At 71.7% G+C, this 21,779-nt stretch carries 17 protein-coding genes; 10 read left to right on the forward strand and 7 right to left on the reverse strand.

All coding sequences use genetic code 11. The annotated features are described in order from the left end of the window. Positions 1-158: 158 nt before the first annotated feature. The 3 genes from ACFY3I_RS01800 to ACFY3I_RS01810 all read left to right on the forward strand — a co-directional run bounded on the left by ACFY3I_RS01800 (position 159) and on the right by ACFY3I_RS01810 (position 1,996). Positions 159-815, forward strand: coding sequence for a helix-turn-helix transcriptional regulator (locus ACFY3I_RS01800; RefSeq protein ID WP_365288542.1), 657 nt, complete (start codon positions 159-161; stop codon positions 813-815). 30 nt (positions 816-845) lie between these two features. Then, entirely contained in the window at positions 846-1,415 is a 570-nt protein-coding gene (locus ACFY3I_RS01805; RefSeq protein WP_390858879.1) for a toxin-antitoxin system, toxin component, read from the forward strand. Positions 1,416-1,765: 350 nt separating this feature from the next. Further along, positions 1,766-1,996 carry a hypothetical protein gene (locus tag ACFY3I_RS01810; protein WP_360488262.1) on the forward strand — a complete coding sequence of 77 codons (231 nt, stop codon included), beginning with the start codon at positions 1,766-1,768 and terminating at the stop codon, positions 1,994-1,996. A gap of 4 nt (positions 1,997-2,000) precedes the next feature. Here the strand turns inward: ACFY3I_RS01810 and ACFY3I_RS01815 are convergent, their stop codons facing one another. Then, complete coding sequence (locus tag ACFY3I_RS01815; protein ID WP_390858880.1) at positions 2,001-2,681, reverse strand: 4'-phosphopantetheinyl transferase; 681 nt, start codon at positions 2,679-2,681, stop codon at positions 2,001-2,003. Continuing rightward, entirely contained in the window at positions 2,629-3,534 is a 906-nt protein-coding gene (locus tag ACFY3I_RS01820; protein WP_365288536.1) for a metallophosphoesterase, read from the reverse strand. The genes ACFY3I_RS01815 and ACFY3I_RS01820 overlap by 53 nt, the downstream gene beginning before the upstream one ends. A 356-nt stretch (positions 3,535-3,890) precedes the next feature. Between ACFY3I_RS01820 and ACFY3I_RS01825 the strand changes: the two genes are divergently transcribed. Both ACFY3I_RS01825 and ACFY3I_RS01830 read left to right on the forward strand, forming a co-directional pair. Then, positions 3,891-5,021, forward strand: coding sequence for an ATP-grasp domain-containing protein (locus ACFY3I_RS01825; RefSeq protein ID WP_390858881.1), 1,131 nt, complete (start codon positions 3,891-3,893; stop codon positions 5,019-5,021). A 205-nt stretch (positions 5,022-5,226) separates the two neighbouring features. Continuing rightward, positions 5,227-6,909, forward strand: coding sequence for a carbohydrate binding domain-containing protein (locus tag ACFY3I_RS01830; protein ID WP_390858882.1), 1,683 nt, complete (start codon positions 5,227-5,229; stop codon positions 6,907-6,909). Positions 6,910-6,937: 28 nt separating this feature from the next. On the opposite strand, the gene ACFY3I_RS01835 is transcribed toward ACFY3I_RS01830, so the two are convergent. The 5 genes from ACFY3I_RS01835 to ACFY3I_RS01855 all read right to left on the reverse strand — a co-directional run bounded on the left by ACFY3I_RS01835 (position 6,938) and on the right by ACFY3I_RS01855 (position 14,446). Further along, complete coding sequence (locus ACFY3I_RS01835; RefSeq protein ID WP_390858883.1) at positions 6,938-7,828, reverse strand: sulfotransferase family protein; 891 nt, start codon at positions 7,826-7,828, stop codon at positions 6,938-6,940. A 176-nt stretch (positions 7,829-8,004) separates the two neighbouring features. Continuing rightward, the gene (locus ACFY3I_RS01840) at positions 8,005-9,255 is read right to left on the reverse strand and encodes an alpha-L-fucosidase (RefSeq protein WP_390858884.1); all 1,251 of its coding nucleotides are present in this window, start codon (positions 9,253-9,255) and stop codon (positions 8,005-8,007) included. 4 nt (positions 9,256-9,259) lie between these two features. Next, positions 9,260-12,304: an alpha-mannosidase gene (locus ACFY3I_RS01845; protein WP_390858885.1), complete on the reverse strand. Its 3,045-nt coding sequence runs from the start codon at positions 12,302-12,304 to the stop codon at positions 9,260-9,262. A 43-nt stretch (positions 12,305-12,347) separates the two neighbouring features. Continuing rightward, a complete protein-coding gene (locus tag ACFY3I_RS01850; protein ID WP_390858886.1) occupies positions 12,348-13,685 on the reverse strand; it encodes a 6-phospho-beta-glucosidase in 1,338 nt (445 codons plus the stop codon). Beyond that, complete coding sequence (locus ACFY3I_RS01855; RefSeq protein ID WP_390858887.1) at positions 13,682-14,446, reverse strand: DeoR/GlpR family DNA-binding transcription regulator; 765 nt, start codon at positions 14,444-14,446, stop codon at positions 13,682-13,684. The genes ACFY3I_RS01850 and ACFY3I_RS01855 overlap by 4 nt, the downstream gene beginning before the upstream one ends. Before the next feature lie 126 nt (positions 14,447-14,572). Between ACFY3I_RS01855 and ACFY3I_RS01860 the strand changes: the two genes are divergently transcribed. The 5 genes from ACFY3I_RS01860 to ACFY3I_RS01880 all read left to right on the forward strand — a co-directional run bounded on the left by ACFY3I_RS01860 (position 14,573) and on the right by ACFY3I_RS01880 (position 21,759). Next, complete coding sequence (locus tag ACFY3I_RS01860; RefSeq protein ID WP_390858888.1) at positions 14,573-15,592, forward strand: carbohydrate kinase family protein; 1,020 nt, start codon at positions 14,573-14,575, stop codon at positions 15,590-15,592. A gap of 125 nt (positions 15,593-15,717) precedes the next feature. Beyond that, positions 15,718-17,004 (forward strand): ABC transporter substrate-binding protein, encoded by a 1,287-nt coding sequence (locus ACFY3I_RS01865; RefSeq protein WP_390859410.1) that lies wholly within the window; start codon positions 15,718-15,720, stop codon positions 17,002-17,004. Further along, on the forward strand, positions 17,004-17,960 hold the full coding sequence (locus ACFY3I_RS01870) for a carbohydrate ABC transporter permease (RefSeq protein WP_390858889.1): 957 nt from the start codon (positions 17,004-17,006) through the stop codon (positions 17,958-17,960). Before ACFY3I_RS01865 ends, ACFY3I_RS01870 begins: the two co-directional genes overlap by 1 nt. 14 nt (positions 17,961-17,974) lie before the next feature. Next, entirely contained in the window at positions 17,975-18,835 is an 861-nt protein-coding gene (locus tag ACFY3I_RS01875; protein ID WP_365288516.1) for a carbohydrate ABC transporter permease, read from the forward strand. After that, on the forward strand, positions 18,832-21,759 hold the full coding sequence (locus tag ACFY3I_RS01880) for a glycoside hydrolase family 2 TIM barrel-domain containing protein (protein ID WP_390858890.1): 2,928 nt from the start codon (positions 18,832-18,834) through the stop codon (positions 21,757-21,759). The genes ACFY3I_RS01875 and ACFY3I_RS01880 overlap by 4 nt, the downstream gene beginning before the upstream one ends. Positions 21,760-21,779: the final 20 nt, after the last annotated feature.

Here is a 21,779-nt window from a genome sequence, read left to right on the forward strand (position 1 = left end):
TCATGCCTGTTGACGGCCGAAATTGGCCACAGTTGTGGCGACACCTGGATGTGAGTTCGAACGACCCGGTAGCCTCCGGGAGGTTCGCGCCGGGCGGGTCCCCGGCGACCACATGTGCGAAGCCCATGATTCCTCTGAGAGACGTAGGAGTTCGGTCGGTGACGGATGGCTACGAGGATCCGGGCGCCACGGCGACCGCCCAGCTGCCGGCCGTCGTCTCCCGCGTCACCGCGCTGGCCGACCGGCTGGGCGTGGCGTACGCCGGGGTCTACGACATCGGACGGCTCTCCTACGCCTGCGGCGTCCCCGAGCCCGTGGTCAAGGCCCTGCTCGGCGGCCGGCCCGCGGGCGAACCCGATGTCCAGGAGCGCTTCCTGCAACGCCTCGACCTGCTGCGCCGCACCCGCCTCAAGCCCAACGGCCGGAAACACACCCAGCAGGAGATAGCCGACGGCGCGGGCATGTCCCGGCAGCAGGCCGGGGCCCTGCTCAACGGCGACCGGCGGCCGACCATGGAGCACTGCGACGCCCTCCAGCGGTTCTTCCGGGTGCACGCCGGATTCCTCACCGCCGCGGACCCCGAGGCGCTGGCGGGGGCCCTCCAGCGCGTCGAGCAGGAGCTGCTGCAGAAGCTGGCCGACCGGGAGCGGGCGGCGGCCGAGGCCGCGGCGGACCCCCTGGAGCGGCTGCTGCAGGACCACGGGGTGCGGGGCATCGCCTGGCGGGCCGCCCAGCTCCCCACCGACCAGCACCGCGACAAGGTCGCCGAATGGCTGGACATGCTCCTGGAGAGCGTCAAGCGGCCCGAGTCGTGAGCTGAGAGGGAACAGGAGAACCAGGAGACGATGGCCATCGGCAGGGACATGCGCCGGCTGAGCGGCGCGCTGGTCGGGGAGTTGACCCTGCCCGCGCCCGCCCCGCCGCGGGAGCTGTACCGGGCACTGTGCGACGCGATGAGCCGCCGCCGGGGCCGCCCGGTGCTGTTCCGTACCGCGGTCTTCCCACCCGGCACGGCCAGCGGCCTGTGGCTCGACCTGGCCGACCGGGACCTGGTGGTGCTCGAGGAACGCACCGCACCGGAGCACCAGTTGGTCATCCTCGGTCACGAGCTGTGGCACATGCACGCCGACCACCACGGCCACGACGTCGACGGGGTCGCGGTGGCGGCACGGATCGTCGCCGAGGGCACCGGTGACGGGGCGGGCGGTGAGCGGGACGCGGTGCAGGCCGCCGTCCGGCGGATGGCCGCCCGCACCCGCTTCGACCAGGCGGCGGAACAGGACGCGGAGACCTTCGGGCTGCTGCTGGCCAGCAAGTGCCGGACCTGGCTCGCGGGTTCCTCGCTGCGCGGCCCGGTCAGGCGACACGACGTGGCGGGCCGCATCGAGGCCTCCCTGGGCTATCCCGGCAAGTAGCCATCGGTCCGGGTCCGCCTCCGGTCCGGGTCCGCCTCCGGTTCCGGTCTGGCACCGGCCCCGGTCCGCCGCCGGTCCGGGTCTGGCACGGGTCCCGGTCTGCCGCCGGGATCGGCGGGGCTCCGGCCTGGGCGGGACCGTCCGGCAGGGCTCGGCAGCCCGGTGCGGGCAGGGGCACGGCCCCGAACCGGGCGCGGAGGCGGTTCGGGGTCGGCTGAGCGGGCGAACCGAGGCGCAGCGGGCAGGCGTTGTCAGTGGCGGACGGCAAGCTGGTGGGTGCGTACCGCACACGCGGTGCGGCCGCGCCGTCCGGGCGCGTGACCGAGACGACCGACGGGGAGAGCCGAGCCATGCCCACCGCCGTACTGACCGACCGTGAGCGCACCGCCGTCCAGGCCTATCTGAGGCTGCTGCACACCGTCCGCGCGGCCTTCGACGGCCCCCCGGACGGCGCTCCGCGCCCCTTCCTGGTGCCGCCGGCCGTACTCGCCGAGGCCGAGGAGGCCCTGGCCGGGGCCGGCCTCGCCGGCAACGAGGAGGCCTTCTTCCGCCTCCTGCACGACTGGTGCCCACCCACCTGAGCCGTCAGCGGTGCGGCACCGTCACGGCCGAGGCCACCAGCGAGTGCCGCACGCTCCAGCGGCCCTCGAAGACCTGTACCCGCTGCCCGCCGACGAGGGGACCGGGCACCAGCAGGCGGGCGCGCAGGGTGCCGTGCGGCCGGGCTTCGGGCTCCGGGGCGAGCTCGATGTCGGCCTCCATGAAGTCCAGCCACTTGCCGGTGAGGGGGAACCACGCCTTGTAGACCGATTCCTTCGCGCTGAACAGCAGGCGGTCCCAGTGCACGTCGGGCCGCTCGGCCGCGAGCCGGCGCAGCCGCTCCTGCTCCGTGGGCAGGAGGACGGCCTCCGCGACGCCCACGGGCAGCGGCGCGTGCGGTTCGGCGTCGATGCCCAGGGAGGCCAGATCACCGGCGCGGACCAGGGCGGCCGCGCAGTAGCCCTCGCAGTGGGTCATGCTGCCGGCCAGCCCGGCCGGCCAGCGCGGTGCGCCGCGCTCACCGGTCAGGACGGGCTGCGCCGGGACCCCGAGCTTCTCCATCGCCCGCCGGGCGCAGGCGCGCACGGCGGAGAACTCGCGGCGGCGCTTGGGCACGGCGCGTGCGACGAGCTCCGCCTCCCCGGGGTAGAGGGGGGCTTCGCGGATCGCCTCGTCACCGAGCATCTCCACGGCCACCACCGAGTCCGGGAGCAGCTCCTCGATCACCTGTTCCGACCTCCATCGGCAGAATGCGGCGCAGCCTGCCCGGGGGCTGGGAGCGCTTGCGCCACTCGCGGGGGTATCCCACGGAGACCTCTTCGAAGCGGACGCCCTCGTGCCAGGTGGTCCGGGGGATGTGGAGATGACCGTAGACCATGGTGTCCACGCGGAACCGGCGGTGCCAGTCGGCGGTACGGGTGGTGCCGCACCACATGGCGAACTCGGGGTACCAGAGGACGTCCATGGGGTGCCGGTCCAGCGGGTAATGGGCCGCCAGCACGGTCGGCAGGTCCCCGGGCAGTTCGGCGAGCCGGCGCTCGGTGGCCTCGACCCGGGCCCGGCACCAGTCCTCGCGGGTCGGGTAGGGGTCGGGGTGCAGCAGGTACTCGTCGTTGCACACGATGCCGGTGCCGTGCGCGTAGGCGAGGCCCTCCTCCTTGGTGGCGCAGCCGGCCGGCAGGAAGGAGTAGTCGTACAGGAGGAAGAGCGGTGCGACCGCGACCGGGCCGCCCGGCCCCTCCCAGACGGGATAGGGGTCCTCGGGGCTGACCACGCCGAGCTCCCGGCACAGGCCCACGAGGTGCTCGTAGCGGGCGACCCCGCGCAGGGTGACCGGATCCTTCGGGTGGGTCCACAGGTCGTGGTTGCCGGGGGCCCAGAGCACCTTGGCGAAGCGGTCGGCGAAGGTCTCCAGGACCCAGCGGATGTCGGCGACGGTCTCCGCGACGTCACCGGCCACGATCAGCCAGTCGTCGTCCGTCTCCGGGCGCATCCTCTCGACGAGTTCGCGGTTCTCCGGGTACGAGATGTGCAGGTCGCTGATGGCCAGCAACCGTCCGGCACCGGCCGTGGACTCCACCTCGCACCCCTTCCGATCATGTCGTCGCCACCCACCTCAGCACAGGTCGGGCCGACGGAACAAGAGGACCTGTCGGCCTGTCGGCGGCCATTCGGCGGACACCGGCCGGCGGTCCGCCGAGCGGTGCCGGCCAGTCAAGGAAACCGACGTGGACGGTGCAGGAAAACGCGTGTGGACAGTACCGGGGAATCCGTAACACGGGCGTTGCACGCGGGGCCCCTTGAAAGCCGTATGATCCCCCCAACACCACCGCCACGAACTTCCCCCCGTCCAGGGCGGTTTGGTGACCCTCCAAGCGCCCTGCCCGGGCCGGGCGCGCTCAGCCCTGCCCGAAAACCCCCGAAAGGCGGCCCTGCATGATCTCTCGCGTACGCGTCTGGCTCAACCGCACGTACGCGGAGAACGTGTTCTTCATGGATCAGCTGCGGAGAAATCCCAGCGACCGGGCGGTCGAGATCCATGCGACGCACGGTGATCCCGACTCCCCCGTCCTGGCCGCCGCCGACACCGCCGAGCTGGAGCCGGAGGGCCTCTCCCCGGCCGGCTACGTGGAGTACGCGCTCGACCAGTGCCAGCGCCGTGGCATCGATGTCTTCGTCCCCCGGCTGCACCAGAGCGCGATCGTCGCCCACCGGGCCGACTTCGAGGCGGTCGGGACGGCCCTGCTGGCGCCGACGCCGGAGGGCACGGCCGTCTTCGAGGACAAGGCGACCGCGTACGAGGCGGTCAGCGCGGTCGGCGTCCCGGTACCGCCCTGGTGGCGGGTCCGCACCGCGGACGAACTGGTCTGCGCGGTGGAGAAGCTGGAGGCCGACGGGCACAAGGCCTGCTTCAAGCCGGCCGCGGGTGCGGGCGGTGTGGGCTTCCGGGTGATCACGCGCGGCCCCTTCTCGCTCTTCCACCTCAACGGCTTCCCCGGCCCGTACGTCCAGCTCGACCTGGTCCTCGACGCGCTGCGCCGTGCCGAGGAGCCCGTGAACTGGCTGGTGATGCCGCGTCTGGAGGAGCCGGAGGTGTCCGTCGACTGCCTCACCGGGCCCGACAACCGGATTCGGCTGGCGGTGGGCCGCACGAAGAAGGGCCGCCGCCGCGGTTTCACCCTGGACGAGCGCTGGCTGAGGCCGGCCCGGCTGATCGCCGAGGGCTTCGGACTGTACTACCTGTCCAACATCCAGTTCCGCATGTACGGCGACGAGCCGGTGCTGCTCGACGTGAACACGCGGCCGGCGGGCGGGCTGCACCAGCTGTCGCTCTGTGGAGTCAACGCCCCTTGGGCCGCTGTGCAGTTGGCACTGGGCGAGGACCCCGGGGTGATCGAGCCGCCGTTCCTCGGGCAGGACTACGCGGTGGTGTCGGGGCCGAAGCCCGTCCTCCCGTCGGTTCCCGTGCAGCGGGAGGAGGCCGACGAGGTGATGCTGCAGGCGGCCGTGACTGCTCCTGTTGCCGTGGGGTCGGTGGAGGCCGCGGCTGAGGTGCTGCCCCTCTAGACATGACGCCGACTGCCCGTCCGCTGTGGCCGGCCGCGCAGTTCCCCGCGCCCCTCGCGGGGCGCTTGAGCTCACCGGTATGGACCAATTCACGCCTGTCTCCTTGACAGCTGGATTGGTCCATACCATTTTTGTTGCGCACCCCCCTCGCACCTTCGCACCTTCGTGCACCTCCCCAACACCCCCATCCCCACAGGGAGATCGCGTGCGCAACTCACTCGGACGTTCCAGACGTCGGATACTCGCACTGGTCGGATCCGCCGCCCTCGCGCTCGCCGGGGCCATCGCGTTGCCCGGTACCGCGCAGGCGGCCAACGTCCTGTCCAACCCCGGCTTCGAGTCGGGGAGCCTGTCGCCCTGGTCCTGCACCGGGAACCTCGGCTCGGTCGTCTCCTCCCCCGTGCACGGCGGGTCCAAGGCCCTCGCCGGGGCGGTGAGTTCCAGTGACACCGCCCAGTGCACGCAGACCGTCGCCGTACAGCCCAACACCACCTACTCGCTCAGCGGCTGGGTCCGCGGCTCGTACGTCTACCTCGGGGTCACCGGCGGCACCTCCACGTGGACCAGTTCACCGTCCGCGTACAGCCAGCTGAGCGTCTCCTTCACCACCGGGGCCTCGCAGACCAGCGCCCAGATCTACGTGCACGGCTGGTACGCGCAGGGCACCTACTACGCGGACGACATCAGCCTCGACGGGCCCGGCGGCGGAGGCTCCGACACCCAGGCGCCCACCGCGCCCACGAACCTCACCTCCACCGGCAAGACCTCGTCGAGCGTCTCCCTGTCGTGGTCGGCCGCCACGGACAACGTGGGCGTGACGGGGTACGACGTCTACCGTGGTTCGACCCTGGCGACGAGCGTCTCCGGGACGTCCGCCACGGTGAGCGGCCTGTCGGCCGCCACGGCGTACACGTTCAGCGTGAAGGCCAGGGACGCGGCGGGCAACGTCTCGGCCGCCTCCAACTCCGTGAGCGTCACGACCGACACGGGCACCGGCGGCGGGACCGGGTTCAAGCAGGCCGCGCCCTACCTGTACGAGGGCTGGGGCGATCCGCCGAACCCGGCCACGGTGATGAGCGCGACCGGGATCAAGAACTTCACCATGGCCTTCGTGCTGGACTCGGGCGGCTGCACACCGGCCTGGGACGGCAGCCGGGCGCTGACCGGCGGCGCCGACCAGAGCGCGATCAACCAGATCCGGGCGGCCGGCGGTGACATCACCCCGTCCTTCGGCGGCTGGCAGGGCAGCAAGCTCGGCGCCAACTGCTCCTCGGCGAGCGCGCTGGCCGGAGCGATCCAGAAGGTGATCGACGCCTACGGCCTCAAGTCCGTCGACATGGACGTCGAGAACACGGACGAGTTCGAGAACGAGGCCGTGCAGGCGAGGATCCTGACCGCCCTGAAGACGGTCAAGGCCAACAACCCCGGCCTGAGGACGATCGTCACCTTCGGCACGTCCACCACCGGGCCGACGTACTACGGCAACCGGCTCATCGAGCAGGCCCAGTCGCTCGGCGCGAACATCGACGTCTTCACGATCATGCCGTTCGACTTCGGCGGCGGCGCCGACATGTACGGCAACACGGTGGCCGCGGCCGAGGGGCTGAAGACCAAGCTGAAGTCCACCTTCGGATGGGACGACGCGACGGCCTACGCGCACATCGGGATCTCCGGCATGAACGGTCTGTCGGACCAGCAGGAGAACACGACCCCGGCGATCTGGACGCAGATCCGGGACTGGGGCAACTCCCACCACATCGCCCGGCTCGCGTTCTGGGCGGCGAACCGGGACCGCGGCTGCGCCGGCGGCGGCGTGGTGAGCAACTGCTCCGGTATCAGCCAGAGCAACTGGCAGTTCACCTCGATCACGGCCGGCTTCACCGGCTGAGCGTCGAACGGGGCGGGCGTGGGGGTGCCTAGACCGGGTACCCCCACGCCTTCGCTATCTCCGCCAGCCTTGGCGGGAGTTCGGCCGCCGGGTCGGCCTGGCGGGCGGCCTGGATCCGGCCGGACCTGATCTCCTTGCTCCAGTCCCCGAGCTTCGGCCTGAACGTGCCGTGGTCCTGTTTGCCGTAGTCGAGCATCCCGCTCTCCCAGGGGACACCGAGGTAGGCGCACAGCCCGCGGGTGATCCGCTCCGGGTCCGCGGTCAGGTCCTCGTAGGTGATCACATGGACACCGGGGAGGTTCAGGCGCGCCTCCTCGAGTTTCTCGGCGTAGCCCAGCACCTCGGCCTGGATGGCCTCGTGGTCGGGATCGGCGCGCCGGCTGGTCAGGGACTGGATGACGGCGCCGGGGTGGCGCAGCAGCAGGACGAACCGCGCCTCGGGCCAACATCGGTGCAGCCGGGGCCAGATCAGGGTGTTCGGCGGGGTCTTGTCGACGATGACGTCCTTGCCGCTGCGGTCGAGCTCCAGGTGCAGCACCCGGTCCCACAGGACGTGCTCCAGCTCCTCGCGGTCGAGCGCCAGCTCCTTCATGGCGTCCGCGGTGAACTCCCGGGACATCCGCACGTGGACCGTGCGCAGGTGCATCTCGTGCGGGGCGCGGATCCGGCTGTGGCTGTTCAGCAGGACGCGCAGCAGCGTGGAGCCGGAGCGCACCGAGGAGAGGACGAAGACGGGGCTCTCCACCAGGCGCGGCGCACGGGGGGCCACGTAGGCCTCCGCGGGCTGCGGCAGCGGACGCGCCGGGCGCTGGGTCGGGATCGCGTCCAGGGGCTTGCGCGGAGGACTCACCGCCTGCGCCATGAGCCGTCCGCGGCGCTTGAGCCCCTTGGCGATCGCTGACATTCGCGGGTCTCGCACGGTGATGCCTCTCTCTCGTCCCTGCCGTTCCGCATCCCAGGGGTGAAAGGCGAACCACAGATGTACAAAAGGGCAACGAAAGGGGTCGCGACGGCCTGGAAAGCCGCCGCGACCAGCCAACTTACCGTTCTCTTAATTCTTCATATGAGATTTATCTGCAGAGGGGGCGAAACGGCTCAGAACCGGCCGGACCCCCGGTACAGCTCCAGCTCCCCGTCCAGCTCGACCGCCAGGACCGTGGCGTACGGGTCGAGGTCGGCCGCCGCCGGCGGGTCGATCCACAGCACCCCGACCGCCTCGTGCAGCCCGCCCACCACCCGGTGGCCGAGCCCGGCGCCGGTGCCGAGGACCGTGACCCTGCTCACCACGGTCGCCAGACCCCGGACCCCGATCTCGGCGCGCGGCGCGTCGAACAGGGTGAGATACAGGGTGCGCCGGTCGGCGGAGAGGGTGCTGGGCCCGTAGTGGTGCCCGGCCGGCAGCCCGCGCCCGGTGCCGTACACGGCCCCGGCGTGCCGCCTGATCCACTCGCCCAGTCCCTCCAGCCGCTCCACCTGCGGCGGCGGGATGGTGCCGTCCTCCATGGGGCCGACGTCGAGCAGCAGGTTGCCGCCGCCCCCGATGGTCTCGGTGAAGTAGCGGATCAGCTGGGCCAGGGACTTGTGGTTGTCGTCGTGGTGTCGGTAGCCCCACGAGTCGTTGATCGTCAGGCACAGCTCCCAGGGGCCGTCCGGCGCCACGACGGGGGCGCCCTGCTCGGGGGTGGCGTAGTCGCCCTCGCCGAGCATCCGCGCGTTGAAGACGACGTCCGGGACGTACGACCTGACGAGCGCGGCCAGTTCGGGTATCCGCCACTGCTCCTCGCTGCGTTCCCACTCCCCGTCGAACCACATCAGGTCCGGCCGGATCCGCGAGGCCAGTTCCGTGATCTGGCCGTCGCGGTAGGCGAGGAAGCGTTCCCAGGCCGCCAGGTCCTCGTGTCCGGCCGCCACCTCCGAGTAGCGGTTGTCCTCCTGCTCCGGTGGGCGGCCCGGCTTGCGCGTGGAGGCGTAGTCGGGGTGGTTCCAGTCGGAGTGCGAGTAGTACAGGCCGACCTTGAGGCCCTTCTCCCGCAGGGCCTCGGCGTAGGGGCCGAGGTAGTCCCTGCCGAGGTTCAGGGAGCCGTACGCGGTGTCCCACAGGGCGACCCCGTCGTGGTGGCGGCTGGTGAGCACCGCGTACCGGGCCCCGGCGCGGGCGAACAGGTCCGCCCACGCCCTCGGGTCGTAGCGGGCGCCGGTGAACCGCTCCAGCTGGGACATGTACCGCTCGTGGGGCACGATGTCGTCGTAGAAGGACCAGGACTCCTGGACCCCGTCGACGGCGTAGATGCCCCAGTGCACGAAGATCCCCAGCTTGGCGTCGGTGAACCAGGGTTGCACGGCCATCGGGTCAGCTCCTCCGCAGCCGCAGGGTGAGGATCTGGAAGGGGCGCAGCTCCACCGCGACGGTGTCACCGTCGGTGGCCGCGTCCTCCAGGGGACGCTCCAGCAGGTCGGTGACCTGGGCGCCCGCCAGCGGGAAGCCGGTGCGCAGCACGCCCCGGGCGCGGCCGCCGCCGGACTCGTAGAGCCGGACCACGACGTCGCCGGAGGCGTCGTCGGCGAGCTTGACCGCCTCGATCGTCACGCCCTCGCCGGAGACGGAGACGACCGGCTCCGGCGGGCCCGCGGCGTCGGCCACCCGGAGCGGGAGGTTCAGGGCGTAGCCCGCGGCGACCGCGTCCCCGATGCTCGCGCCGGGCAGCAGGGAGTAGGTGATGCGGTGGCGGCCCTGGTCGGCGCCCGGGTCCGGTACGCGCGGGGCGCGGACCAGGGAGAGGCGCACCGTGGTGGTCGTGCCTCCGTCCTCGCGGACCGTGCGGGAGACGTCGTGGCCGTACGTCGAGTCGTTGACGACGGCGACGCCGTAACCGGGTTCGGCGAGGTGCACCCAGCGGTGGCCGGAGACCTCGAAGCGGGCCGCCTCCCAGCTGGTGTTGGTGTGCGTGGGCCGCTGGACATGGCCGAACTGGATCTCCGCGGAGGAGTGCGCGGCGCGGATGTCCACGGGGAAGCCGGCCTTGAGGAACTTCTCGGCCTCGTGCCAGTCGATGTCCGTCTCGAAGTCGATCCGGGGGCTGCCGGCCCGGACGGTGACGGTCTGGGTGATCTTCGAGCCGTTGCCGAAGGGGCGCGTGACCCGGATCGAGCCGAGCAGCGGGTCCGCTTCGGCGACCGTGATCTCGGAGGGGTCCAGCAGGTCCGTGTAGCGGTTCCGGTAGTGCTTGTCGACGTCCCAGGCGTCCCAGTAGTTGGGGAGGTCGGTGTGCAGCCGCAGCAGGTTGCCCTGGCCGGCCAGGACCTCGCGGGCGGCCCGGTGGTCGTACACCGACGCCAGGGTGCCGTCCTCGGCCATCTCCACCCGGACGAGTCCGTTGTCGATGACCCGGCCCTCGACCGTCACCGGCCGCGGGGCATCGGCGGCGGCCCTCAGCGGCGCGCTGCCGCCCGCGGGCACCTCGACGTGGACCAGGGTGCCCGCGGCGTCGCGGACGACCTCGGCGCGGTCGTAGGGGCTGGTGTTGAAGACCCGGGCCGGGCCGTCGCCCAGCGCGGCGACCGCCTCGGCGGTGAGCGCCTCCAGCTCCCCCGCCACGCGGGCGTACTCGGCCTCCGCCTCACGGTGCACCCAGGCGATCGAGGAACCCGGCAGGATGTCGTGGAACTGGTGGAGCAGGACCGTCTTCCAGAGCCGGTCGAGCCTCTCGTGCGGGTAGCGGTAGCCGGGCGCGTGCAGGGCGGCCGTGGTGGCCCACAGCTCGGCCTCGCGCAGCTTGTGCTCGCTGCGCCGGTTGCCCTGCTTGGTGCGGGCCTGCGAGGTGTAGGTGGCGCGGTGCAGCTCCAGGTAGAGCTCGCCGACCCAGACCGGGGCGTCCTCGTACTCGGCGCGGGCCTTGGCGAAGAACGCGTCCGGGTGCTCGACCTCGACGCGCGGGGAGCCCTCCAGGTCCTTCAGCCGGCGGGCCCGTTCCATGATCTCGCGGGTGGGGCCGCCGCCGCCGTCGCCCCAGCCGAACGGGGCCAGCGAGCGGGTGGCGCCGCCCTTCTCCGCGTAGTTGCGGACCGCGCGGGACATCTCCTCGCCGCTGAAGCGGGCGTTGTAGGTGTCGACGGGCGGGAAGTGGGTGAAGATGCGGGTGCCGTCGATGCCCTCCCACCAGAAGGTGTGGTGGGGGAACCTGTTGGTCTGGTTCCAGGAGATCTTCTGGGTGAGGAACCACTCGTTGCCGGCGAGCTTGGCGATCTGCGGGTAGGCGGCGTTGTAGCCGAAGGAGTCCGGCAGCCACACCCCCTTGGTCTCGATGCCGAAGTGCTCCATGAAGAACCGCTTGCCGTGCACGAACTGGCGGGCGACGGCCTCGCCGCCCGGCAGGTTGCCGTCGGACTCCACCCACATGCCGCCGACCGGCGCCCACTGGCCCTTCTTGACGGACTCCTGGATCCGGGCCCAGACCCGCGGGTGGTTGTCGCGCACCCACTCGTACTGCTGGGCCTGCGAGCAGGCGAAGACGAACTCCTCGTACTCCTCGGCCAGCGAGGTGACGTTGGAGAAGGTGCGGGCGGTCTTGCGCTTGGTCTCGCGGATCGGCCAGAGCCAGGCCGAGTCGATGTGCGCGTGGCCGACGCCGGAGACGCGGTGGGCGCTGGCGTGCGCGGGCTTGGAGAGGGCCGGCCTCAGGGCCTCGCGCACGGCGGCGGCCGAGCCGGCGACGTCGTCCAGGTCGAGCAGGTCCATGGCGTGGTCGAGGGCGTGCGCGATCTCGTGCCGGCGCGGATCGTGCTCGCCGAGCTCCAGCATCAGCTCCTTCAGCACCTGGACGTCGAGGTCGAGGTGGAAGACCTCCTCGTCCAGGACGGCGATGTCGGCGCGCCGGAGGGTGTAGAGCGGCTTGTCGCCGGCGGTCAGCACGTCGCCGAGCGGGGTCGGCGCCGCGAAGTCGTTCGCCAGGATGTCGGGGTTGGAGGCGGCCTCGACCAGGAAGTCGACGACCTCGCCGCCGGTGGCGGGGTCGGCGATCCGCACGTACTGGTTGAGCGGGTTGACGGCCTTGAGCGGGGTCCCGTCGGCGAGGTGGACCAGCGCCTCGGCCTGGTTGCCCGGCCAGTCCCCCACGAAGCCGAGGTCGATGACGGCCTCGACGCGGCGGCCCGCGAACCCGGCGGGGACCTGTCCGCGCATCCGGAACCAGGTGGTGCCCCACGGCGGACCCCACGGGGTGTCCGTCGTGAACGGCTCGTAGTGGGCGGCCGCGGCCTCCTCGAAGGGCACCGGCTCGCCGGGGGCCTGCCAGGCGGACACCTCGAAGGGAACGGAGGCCGGGTAGCGGGCGGGCTTGATGCGCTGGTTGTGGAGGCGCTCCACGCGCTCCTCGATCCGGCGGCGTTCGTCGTGCATGGAAGTCTCCAGAAGAAGGATGGAAAGCGCTTTCCGAGGCTGCCTACTTAAGATACGCCAGCCCCGGATGGACCTCGGTGTACCCCTCCACCAGCCGGCGGGCCACGTTCACCGAGTCCACCAGGGGGTGCAGGGCGAACGCCTTCACGGCCGTCGTGCGCGAGCCGGACTCGGCGGCGGCGAGCACCTCGCGTTCGACGGCCTTGACCGCGCAGACCAGACCGGTGGCGTGGTCGGGCAACGGGGCGACCGCGACCGGGTGGGCGCCGTTGGCGTCGACCAGACAGGGCACCTCGATCACCGCCTCGCCGTCGAGCACCGACAGGGTGGAGCGGTTGCGGACGTTGAGGATCAGGGTGGTGCGCTCGTCGCGGGCGATGGCCCGCATCAGCGCCAGGGCGACCTTCTCGTAGCCTCCGGAGAGGTCGTCGGCGTCGCGCTCGCCGGCGCCCGCGCTCTCCCGGTTCTCGGCCATGTACGTCGCCTCGCGCTCGGCGCGGGTACGGTCCCAGGCGTCCAGGGCCCCGCCGCCCGGGCCGGTGACCGTCTCGTAGAAGCGCGCCTGCTGGTCGCGCAGGAAGGCGCCGCGGGTCTTCTCCGCCCGCTGGTAGGAGCGGACGGCCTCGCGGTTGAAGTAGTAGTAGTGCAGGTACTCGTTGGGGATCGCGCCGAGGGACTGGAGCCAGTCGACGCCGAAGAGCCTGCCCTCCTCGAAGGAGCCGAGCAGGGCGGGGTCGGCGAGCAGGCGCGGGAGTTCGTCGCGGCCCGCGATGCGCAGACCGCGCACCCAGCCGAGGTGGTTGAGGCCGACGTAGTCGATCCACGCCTCCCGCGGGTTCCCGCCGAGCACCCGGGCGATGCGGCGGCCCAGGCCGACCGGGGAGTCGCAGATGCCGATGACGCGGTCGCCGAGGTGGCGGGACATGGCCTCGGTGACCAGGCCCGCGGGGTTGGTGAAGTTGATGACCCAGGCGTCGGGGGCGAGTCGGGCCACCCGGCGGGCGATGTCGACGGCGACGGGCACGGTCCGCAGTCCGTAGGCGATCCCGCCCGCGCCGACCGTCTCCTGTCCGAGGACACCCTCGGCGAGGGCCACCCGCTCGTCCTCGGCCCTGCCCTCCAAGCCGCCGACCCGGATCGCGGAGAAGACGAAGTCGGCGCCGCGCAGGGCCTCGTCGAGGTCGGTCGTGGCGGTCACGGCGGGGGCGCCGGGGACGTCGGCCGCCTGTTCGGCCAGCACCCGGGCGACCGCGGAGAGCCGGCCGGCGTCGAGGTCGTGCAGCACGACCTCGGTGACCCGGCCCGCGCCGCGGTCGGTCAGCAGCGCCCCGTACACGAGCGGCACCCGGAATCCGCCGCCGCCCAGAATCGTCAGTCTCACGCTTGAGCCTTTCCTGCCAGGACCACGTCGACACCGGCCTCCTCCAGGGCGGACCGGGTCACCGGGTCGACCGGTGCGTCGGTCACCACCATGTCCAGGTCCTCGGGACCGCAGACCTTCGCCATGCCCGTACCCGGGAACTTGGCGGCGTCGGCGAGCAGCACCACCGTGTCGCTCGCGCCGATCATCGCCCGTTTGACCGGCACCTCCACCACCGTCGTGTCCATCACCTGGCCGCCCGGGCGCACCCCGCTGGTGCCGAGGAAGAGCCAGTCGGCGTGCAGCTGGCGCAGGTTGTCCTCGGTGAGGAACCCGACCAGGGAGCGGTACTCGCGGCGGACCATGCCGCCGAGCAGCACCAGTTCGATGCCCTCGTCGTCTGCCAGTTCCTCGTAGACCACCAGGTTGCTGGTGATGACGGTGAGCCGGCGGCCGTGCAGTTGGCGGGCCAGCCGGTAGGCGGTGGTGCCGATGTCCAGGAGGACCGACTGGCCGTCCGCGACGAGGGCCGCCGCGTGCGCGGCTATGGCGTCCTTCTGCGCGACCCGTACCTCGGCGACCTCGGCGAAGGGCTGGTCGCCCTCGTCGGCGACGGCACCGCCGTGCACCCGTGTCAGGAGCCCTTCCTCCTCCAGTTTGAGCAGGTCGCGCCTGACGGTGGCGGGGCTCACGCCGAGTTGCTCGGAGAGGTCGGTCACGGCCGCGGGGCCGCCCGAGCGCAGGGCCCGCAGGATGAGTTGGTGTCGTCGTTCTGCCAGCACGCGATGAACAGTACTCATCATCTCCAATCATTTCTATGCTCAGTTCTGCTCGTGTATTGACCAATCTCGCGTCGCAGCGCACGATTCCGTCATCGAAATTGACGAGTTTTGACGAGAGGGTGGCGTGTGGACGACGACATGCCCGACGTGCTGCTGACCGGACTCCTCTTCTACGACCTCGTCCTCACCGGGCTCGGAAAGCCGCCGACACCGGGCGAGGAGGTCTGGACGGCCGGCATGGGCTGCGGCCCCGGCGGCATCGCCAACCTCGCCGTCGCGGCCGCCCGTTTCGGCCTGCGCACCTCGCTCGCCACGGTCTTCGGCGACGACTTCTACGGCGCCCACTGCCGGGAGGTCCTCGCCGGGCAGGAGGGCGTCGACCTCTCCCTGTCCCGTACCGCCGACGGCTGGCCCACCCCGGTCACCGTCGCCCTGGCCCACGGCGGGGACCGGGCCCTGGTCACCCACGGCTCGCAGCCGCCGTACTCGCAGGACGTGCTGATGGGCGACCCGCCCGAGGCCCGCACCGCCCTCGTCCACATCGAGGCGGAACCCCGCGAGTGGATCGCCAAGGCCGCCGCGAACGGCACCCGGATCTACGCCGACGTCGGCTGGGACCCCACCCGGCAGTGGTCCCGCGACCTCCTGGACCAGCTCGCCCTGTGCCACGCCTTCCTCCCCAACGAGACCGAGGCGATGGCCTACACCCGCACCGGCAGCGCGGCGGCGGCTCTCGGGAGCCTCGCCGAACTGGTCCCGGTGGCCGTGGTGACGCGCGGCGGTGACGGCGCGGTCGCCGTCGACCAGACCACCGGCGAGTACGCGGAGGTCCCCGCCCTCGCCGTGGACGTCCTCGACGCGACGGGCGCCGGGGACGTCTTCGGGGCGAGCTTCGTGACCGCCTCCCTCGCCGGCTGGCCGCTGGCCGAACGGCTGCGGTTCGCCGTGCTCGCCGCCGGGCTCTCGGTCGGCCACCACGGCGGGGCGCTCGCCGCCCCCGGCTGGTACGGCGTCGACCGCTGGTGGCGCTCGCTCACCGACCCCGAACCGCGGCGCGCCTACGGCTTCCTCACCGACCGGCTGCCGGCCGACCCCGGCCCGCCCGTACGCCACGCACCCGTCACACCTCCCGCACCGCGGCCCTGACCCCCGCACCGCGGCCCTGCGCCCCCACGGCGGCCCCCACGCCTCCCGCTCCCCCACGCTCCACGCTCTGCGTTCCACGCGAAAGTCCCGAACAGATCCGAAAGATCCGAAAGGCGGTGGGAGCTGTGCGGCTCTCACGAAGAGGCCTGCTGCGCGCGGGCCTGGCCGGTTCGGCCGCCACGGCGCTCGGCGGCCTGGCATCCGGCTGTGCCGTTCCGACCGGTTCCACCGGCCGGAACATGGTCCTGTGGTACTGGGACGGCGGCCTCGGCGACACGGTCGTCAAGAACGCCAAGGCCCGCTACGGCGCGGACGTCGCCCTGCAGGCCGTCAAGATCGGCGGCTACTACCGCTCCAAGCTGCTCACCACGATGACCGGCCGGGCCCACATCCCGGACATCGCGGGCCTCAAGGGCGAGGACATGGCGTCCTACCTCCCGAACGCGGACCAGTTCGTGGACCTGCGCACGCTGGGCGCGGACGGGTACCGCGACCGGTACCTGTCCTGGAAGTGGGACCAGGGCATCGCCGACGACGGCACCATGGTCGGCTTCCCGATCGACTGCGGCCCGGTCGCCCACTTCTACCAGTACGAGGTCTTCCGGAAGGCCGGGCTGCCCTACGAACCCGACGACGTCTCCGCCGGACTGGACACCTGGGAGAAGTTCTTCGCCGCCGGCGAGCAGCTGAAGAAGCGGATCCCGAGGACCTGCCTGCTCTCCGACGTCAACGCGGTCTTCGAGAACGTGGTGACGCAGGGCAGCGCGCGGTACGTCGACAAGGACCGGCACTTCATCGGCGACCAGGACCACGTCCGCCGGGCCTGGGCACTGGCCGTCGAGGCGAAGCGCCGGGGGATCGTCTCGGACCTGGTCAGCGGCACGCCCGACCAGCTCTCCGCGCTCCAGGACGGCAAGCTGCCCAGCCAGCTCAACGCGTCCTGGGCCACCAACGACATCAAGACCGGCGTACCGAGGACCAAGGGCCGGTGGCGGGTGGCCCAGATGCCGGTACGGCCCTCCAACAACGGCGGCTCCTTCCTGTCGATCACCAAGGAGTGCCGCGAGCCCGAGCAGGCGTTCCGGATCATCACCTGGATGCTGGACCCCGCCAACCAGGCCCAGGGCTTCGTCGACGCGGGACTCTTCCCCTCCACGCCGCAGTCGTACGGACTGAAGACCCTGCGCGCGCCCGACCCGTTCTTCGGCGGCCAGGTCACGATGGACGTCTTCGGGCCCGCCGCGCGGAAGATCGCGGTCGCCTACAACAGCCCGTTCGACGTGGCCCTGGGGCAGCCCCTCAAGGACGAGATCAGGAACGTCGGCGTCCTCGGCAAGAACCCCGGTCAGGCCTGGAAGGACGCCATGAGCAAATGCCGGCGCATCGCCGAACACCTGGGGGTGAGCGTCTGATGGCCACCGCACTGCAGAAGCCTCCGGCGGCCGTGGCACGGACCGCCACGGCCGGCCCCCGCACCGGACTGCGCAAGTACTGGCACCTCTACGCCGCGATCTCCCCCTTCTACCTGCTCTTCCTCTGCTTCGGCCTGATCCCTGTCGGCTTCTCGCTCTACGTATCCCTGCACCGCTGGGACGGTCTCGGCACGATGGAGTGGGCAGGCCTGTCGCAGTACCGGTACCTGCTGGGCGACACCGACTTCTGGACCGCGGTCGGGAACACGATCGTCATCTGGGCGCTCGCCACCTTTCCCATGGTCTTCCTCGCGATGGTGACGGCCGTGATGCTCAACTCGGCGGTCCGCTTCAAGAACGTCTACCGCTTCGCCTACTTCCTGCCGAACGTCACCTCGGTGGTCGCGGTCGCGATCATCTTCGGCTCGGTGTTCTCCACCAACTTCGGCCTGGTCAACGCCTTCCTCCAGGCGGTGGGGCTGGACCAGGTGGCCTGGCTGAACACCCCGTGGGGCATCAAGATCGCCATCGCCACCCTGATGACCTGGCAGTGGACCGGCTACAACGCGATCATCTTCCTCGCCGGGCTCCAGACGATCCCCGGTGAACTGTACGAAGCCGCCCGCATGGACGGCGCCGGACCCGTGCAGACCTTCTTCCGGATCACACTGCCCATGATGCGGCCGGTGCTCCTGTTCGTACTCGTGGTGTCGACCGTCACCGGTCTGCAGAGCTTCTCCGAACCCCAGGTGCTGCTCCAGACCACCTCCAACGACTCGACGTTCGCGGGCGGTCCGGGCCACGCCGGCCAGACCATGGTCCTCTACTTCTTCCAGCAGACCTTCGACAACAACGACTTCGGCTACGGCGCCGCCGTGGCCTGGGGCATCTTCCTCGTCGTCATCATCTTCTCGATCGTCAACTGGCGCCTGGTGCAGCGCCGGGGCGAGGACTAGGGAGGCCGCACGCCATGGCATCCATACGCACGACACGCCCCAGGGCCGTCAGGGGCACCCGCGGCCGCGGTGTCGCCCTGCACGCCGTCCTGGTCGCCGGTCTGCTGCTCTCGGCCTTCCCGTTCTACTGGGCCGTGATCATGTCGACGCACACGACGTCGGAGATCTTCTCCTACCCGCCGAAGCTGCTGCCGGGCTCGCACTTCCTGGAGAACGCCCGCAGCCTCTTCGACAACATCGACTTCTTCGGGTCGATGGCCAACTCGCTGCTGGTCGCGGGATCGGTGACCTTCCTGGTCCTGTTCTTCGACTCGCTGGCCGCCTTCGTCTTCGCCAAGTTCGCCTTCCCCGGCAAGAACGTGCTGTTCGCACTGCTGATGGTCATCTTCATGGTCCCGGCCCAGCTGTCCGCCATCCCGCAGTTCGTGATCATGGCGAAGCTGGGCTGGATCGGCTCGATGACCTCGCTGATCGTGCCGGCGGCGGCCAACGCGTTCGGCATCTTCTGGATGCGCCAGTACATGAAGGGCGCCATCCACGACGAACTCCTCGACGCCTCCCGCATCGACGGGGCGAACTTCCTCCGCCAGTACTGGCACGTGGCCCTCCCGGTGGTCCGGCCGGGCCTCGCCTTCCTCGGCATCTTCACCTTCATGGGCCAGTGGAACGACTACGCCTGGCCCCTGATCGCCCTCACCAACCCGGACAACGTCACCCTCCAGGTCGCGCTGTCCCAGCTCAACGGCACCCACGGCACCACCGACTACGGAATGGTCATGACCGGCGCGCTCCTCGCCCTCGTCCCCCTGCTGGTCGTGTTCGCGGTCGGCGCCCGCCAGATCATCGGCGACCTGGCCAAGGGAGCCGTCAAGTGACCGACCCGCTGGTCGCGCTCCGCCCCTGGGAGGCACCCGAGGTGACCTCCTGGGGGCGGCTGCCCATGAACGCCGTCGACCGGCGCTCCGGAGCGCTCCCCCTGGACGGCGACTGGCGCTTCCGGTTGCTGCCGGCTCCGGACGCGCCGGTCGGCGGTGCGTGGACGACGGCCCACGTGCCCGGTCCCTGGACCACGCAGGACACCGGCGACCTGCCGCGGTACACGAACGTGACGATGCCCTTCGCCGAGTTCCCGCCGCACTCCCCCGCCGCCAACCCGACGGGGGTCTACGAGAGGGAGGTGGACGTCCCCGCCGAGTGGGCCGGGCGCCGGATCGTGCTCCAGGTGGGCGCGGCGGAGAGCGTGCTCCTCGCGCACGTGGACGGGCGGCCCGTGGGCGTCTCCAAGGACTCCCACCTGGCCGCCGAGTTCGACCTCACCGCGGTCGTCCGCCCCGGGGTGCGGTCAGTGCTGCGCCTCACCGTCGTCAAGTGGTCGGACGCCTCGCACGTCGAGGACCAGGACCACTGGTGGCACGGCGGGATCACCCGCTCCGTGCTGCTGTACGCGACCGACCCGCTGCACCTCGCGGACGTGACCGTGCGGGCACGGCGGGACGGCGGACTGCGGGTGGACTGCGCGGTGCGGGACAGCCGCGGCGCACTGCCGGACGGCTGGTACGTCACCGGTGACCTGGACGGGGAACCCCTCGCGCAGGACGCCGAGTTCGACCGGCTCAACGCCGAGGACGACCGGGTCTCCGACTTCCTGGGCGAGGCCCGCATCCAGACCGACGTGCCCGGGGTGCGCACCTGGAACGCGGAACAGCCCGAGCTGTACGGGCTGACCGTCCGGCTGCACCGCCCGGACGGCACGGTCGCCGACGCCTCGCACCACCGCGTCGGCTTCCGGGACGTCGAGATCACCGGCCGCGACCTGCTGGTCAACGGCGAGCGGGTGTTCGTCCGCGGCGTCAACCGGCACGACTTCCACCCACTGACCGGGCGCACGGTCTCGTACGACGACATGCGCGCGGACCTGGTGCTGCTGAAGCGGTTCGGCTTCAACGCCGTCCGCACCGCGCACTACCCGAACGACCCGGCGTTCTACGACCTCGCCGACGAGCTGGGCCTCTACGTCGTCGACGAGGCAGACATCGAGTCCCACGACCACGCGCACGAGATCGCGGACGACCCGCGCTACCTGAACGCCTTCGTGGACCGGGTCTCACGCATGGTGCGCCGGGACAAGAACCACCCGTCGGTCATCGTCTGGTCGCTGGGCAACGAGTCCGACTACGGCGCCAACCACGACGCGGCGGCGGGCTGGGTACGGCGGCACGACCCGACCCGGCCGCTCCAGTACGAGGGGGCGGCGAAGCGGGGCTGGGCGGATCCGGACGTGGCCTCCGACATCGCCTGCCCGATGTACGCGCCCCTGGAGGACTGCGTGGCCCACGCGCTCTCCGGGGAGCAGACGAAACCGCTGATCCAGTGCGAGTACTCGCACGCCATGGGCAACAGCAACGGCACGCTCGCCGACCACTGGGCCGCCATCGAGTCCACTCCGGGGCTTCAGGGCGGGTTCATCTGGGAGTTCTGGGACCACGGAATTCTCCAGCGGGTGAGCGACGGCAGACCGGTCGGGCGCGCGGGCGCCGGACTGTACGACAACGGTGTCGCCGCGCCCGGCCACCGCTGGGCGTACGGCGGCGACTTCGGCGAGTCCCCGCACGACGGGGCGTTCGTCGCGGACGGCATGGTCTTCCCCGACCGGACCCCCAAGCCGGCGATGTACGAGCACCGGGAGACCGCGGCGCCGGTCCGCATCCGGTGCTTCCGGCACGAGGGCATCGTGCTCGCCAACCACCAGCACTTCCGGGGCTTCGAGTGGCTGACCGCGACCTGGGAGCTGGCGCTGGCCGACGGCCGTACCCTGACCGGTCCGGCCGAGCTGCCCGAGCTGTGCCCCGGCGAGACCGCGGCCGTGCCGCTGCCCTTCGGGATCCCGTCGGACGGCGGTGAGGCCTGGCTGACGCTGCGCGTGAGCACGGCCGAGGACCAGGCGTGGGCACCGGCCGGCACGGAGGTGTGCGCGCCGCAGATCCGGCTGCGGGCCCCCGGCCCGGCCCCGGTCCCGGCGCCCGTGCCCGGCGGACCCGGCGTCGAGGTGGACGGCGAGGGGCTGCTGCGCCATCCGCTGCTGGCCGCCGCGCCGACGCTGTCCCTGTGGCGGGCGCCCACCGACAACGACGAGCTGGGCGGGATCGCGCCGCGCTGGCGGGCCTGGGGCCTGGACAGCCTGGTGCGCAAGGTGGTCTCGGTACGGCGGGACCACGACCGGGTGACGGTGCACGCCGAGTACGCCGGCACGACCGGGGTCGTGCGGCACCGGCAGGAGTTCACCGCGGTGGAGGGCGGTATCCGCGTCGAGGAGTCGGCCGAGCTGCCCGCCGAGTTCGACGACGTGGCCCGGGTCGGCTCGGTCTTCGAGACGGTGGCCGGGCCCGATCTGCTGGAGTGGTTCGGCCGGGGTCCCTGGGAGTCGTACCCCGACCGTGCCGCCGGTGCCCCGGTCGGCCATCACCGCCTGCCGGTGGACGAGTTGTTCACCCCGTACCTGCGCCCGCAGGAGAGCGGTGGCCGGCACGGCGTACGGCGGTTCACGCTGTCGGCGCCGGACGCCACCGGACTCGCGGTCGAGCTGGACGAGCCCCGCCAGGTCTCCGTCAGCCGCTACCGCGCCGAGGACCTCACCGCCGTCGCCCACCACGACGAACTCGTGCCCCGGGCCGGCTGCGTGGTCCACATCGACGCCGCCCACCGGGGCCTCGGCACCGCCTCGTGCGGCCCCGACACCCTCCCCTCCTACCTCGTCGCGCCGGGCGTCCACCGCTGGAGCTGGACCCTGCGCACCCTCTGAGATCCCCCCACGCCCCTCGT

Source organism: Streptomyces sp. NPDC001068, from assembly GCF_042897315.1.
In the GTDB taxonomy this organism is placed as follows: Bacteria; Actinomycetota; Actinomycetes; order Streptomycetales; family Streptomycetaceae; genus Streptomyces.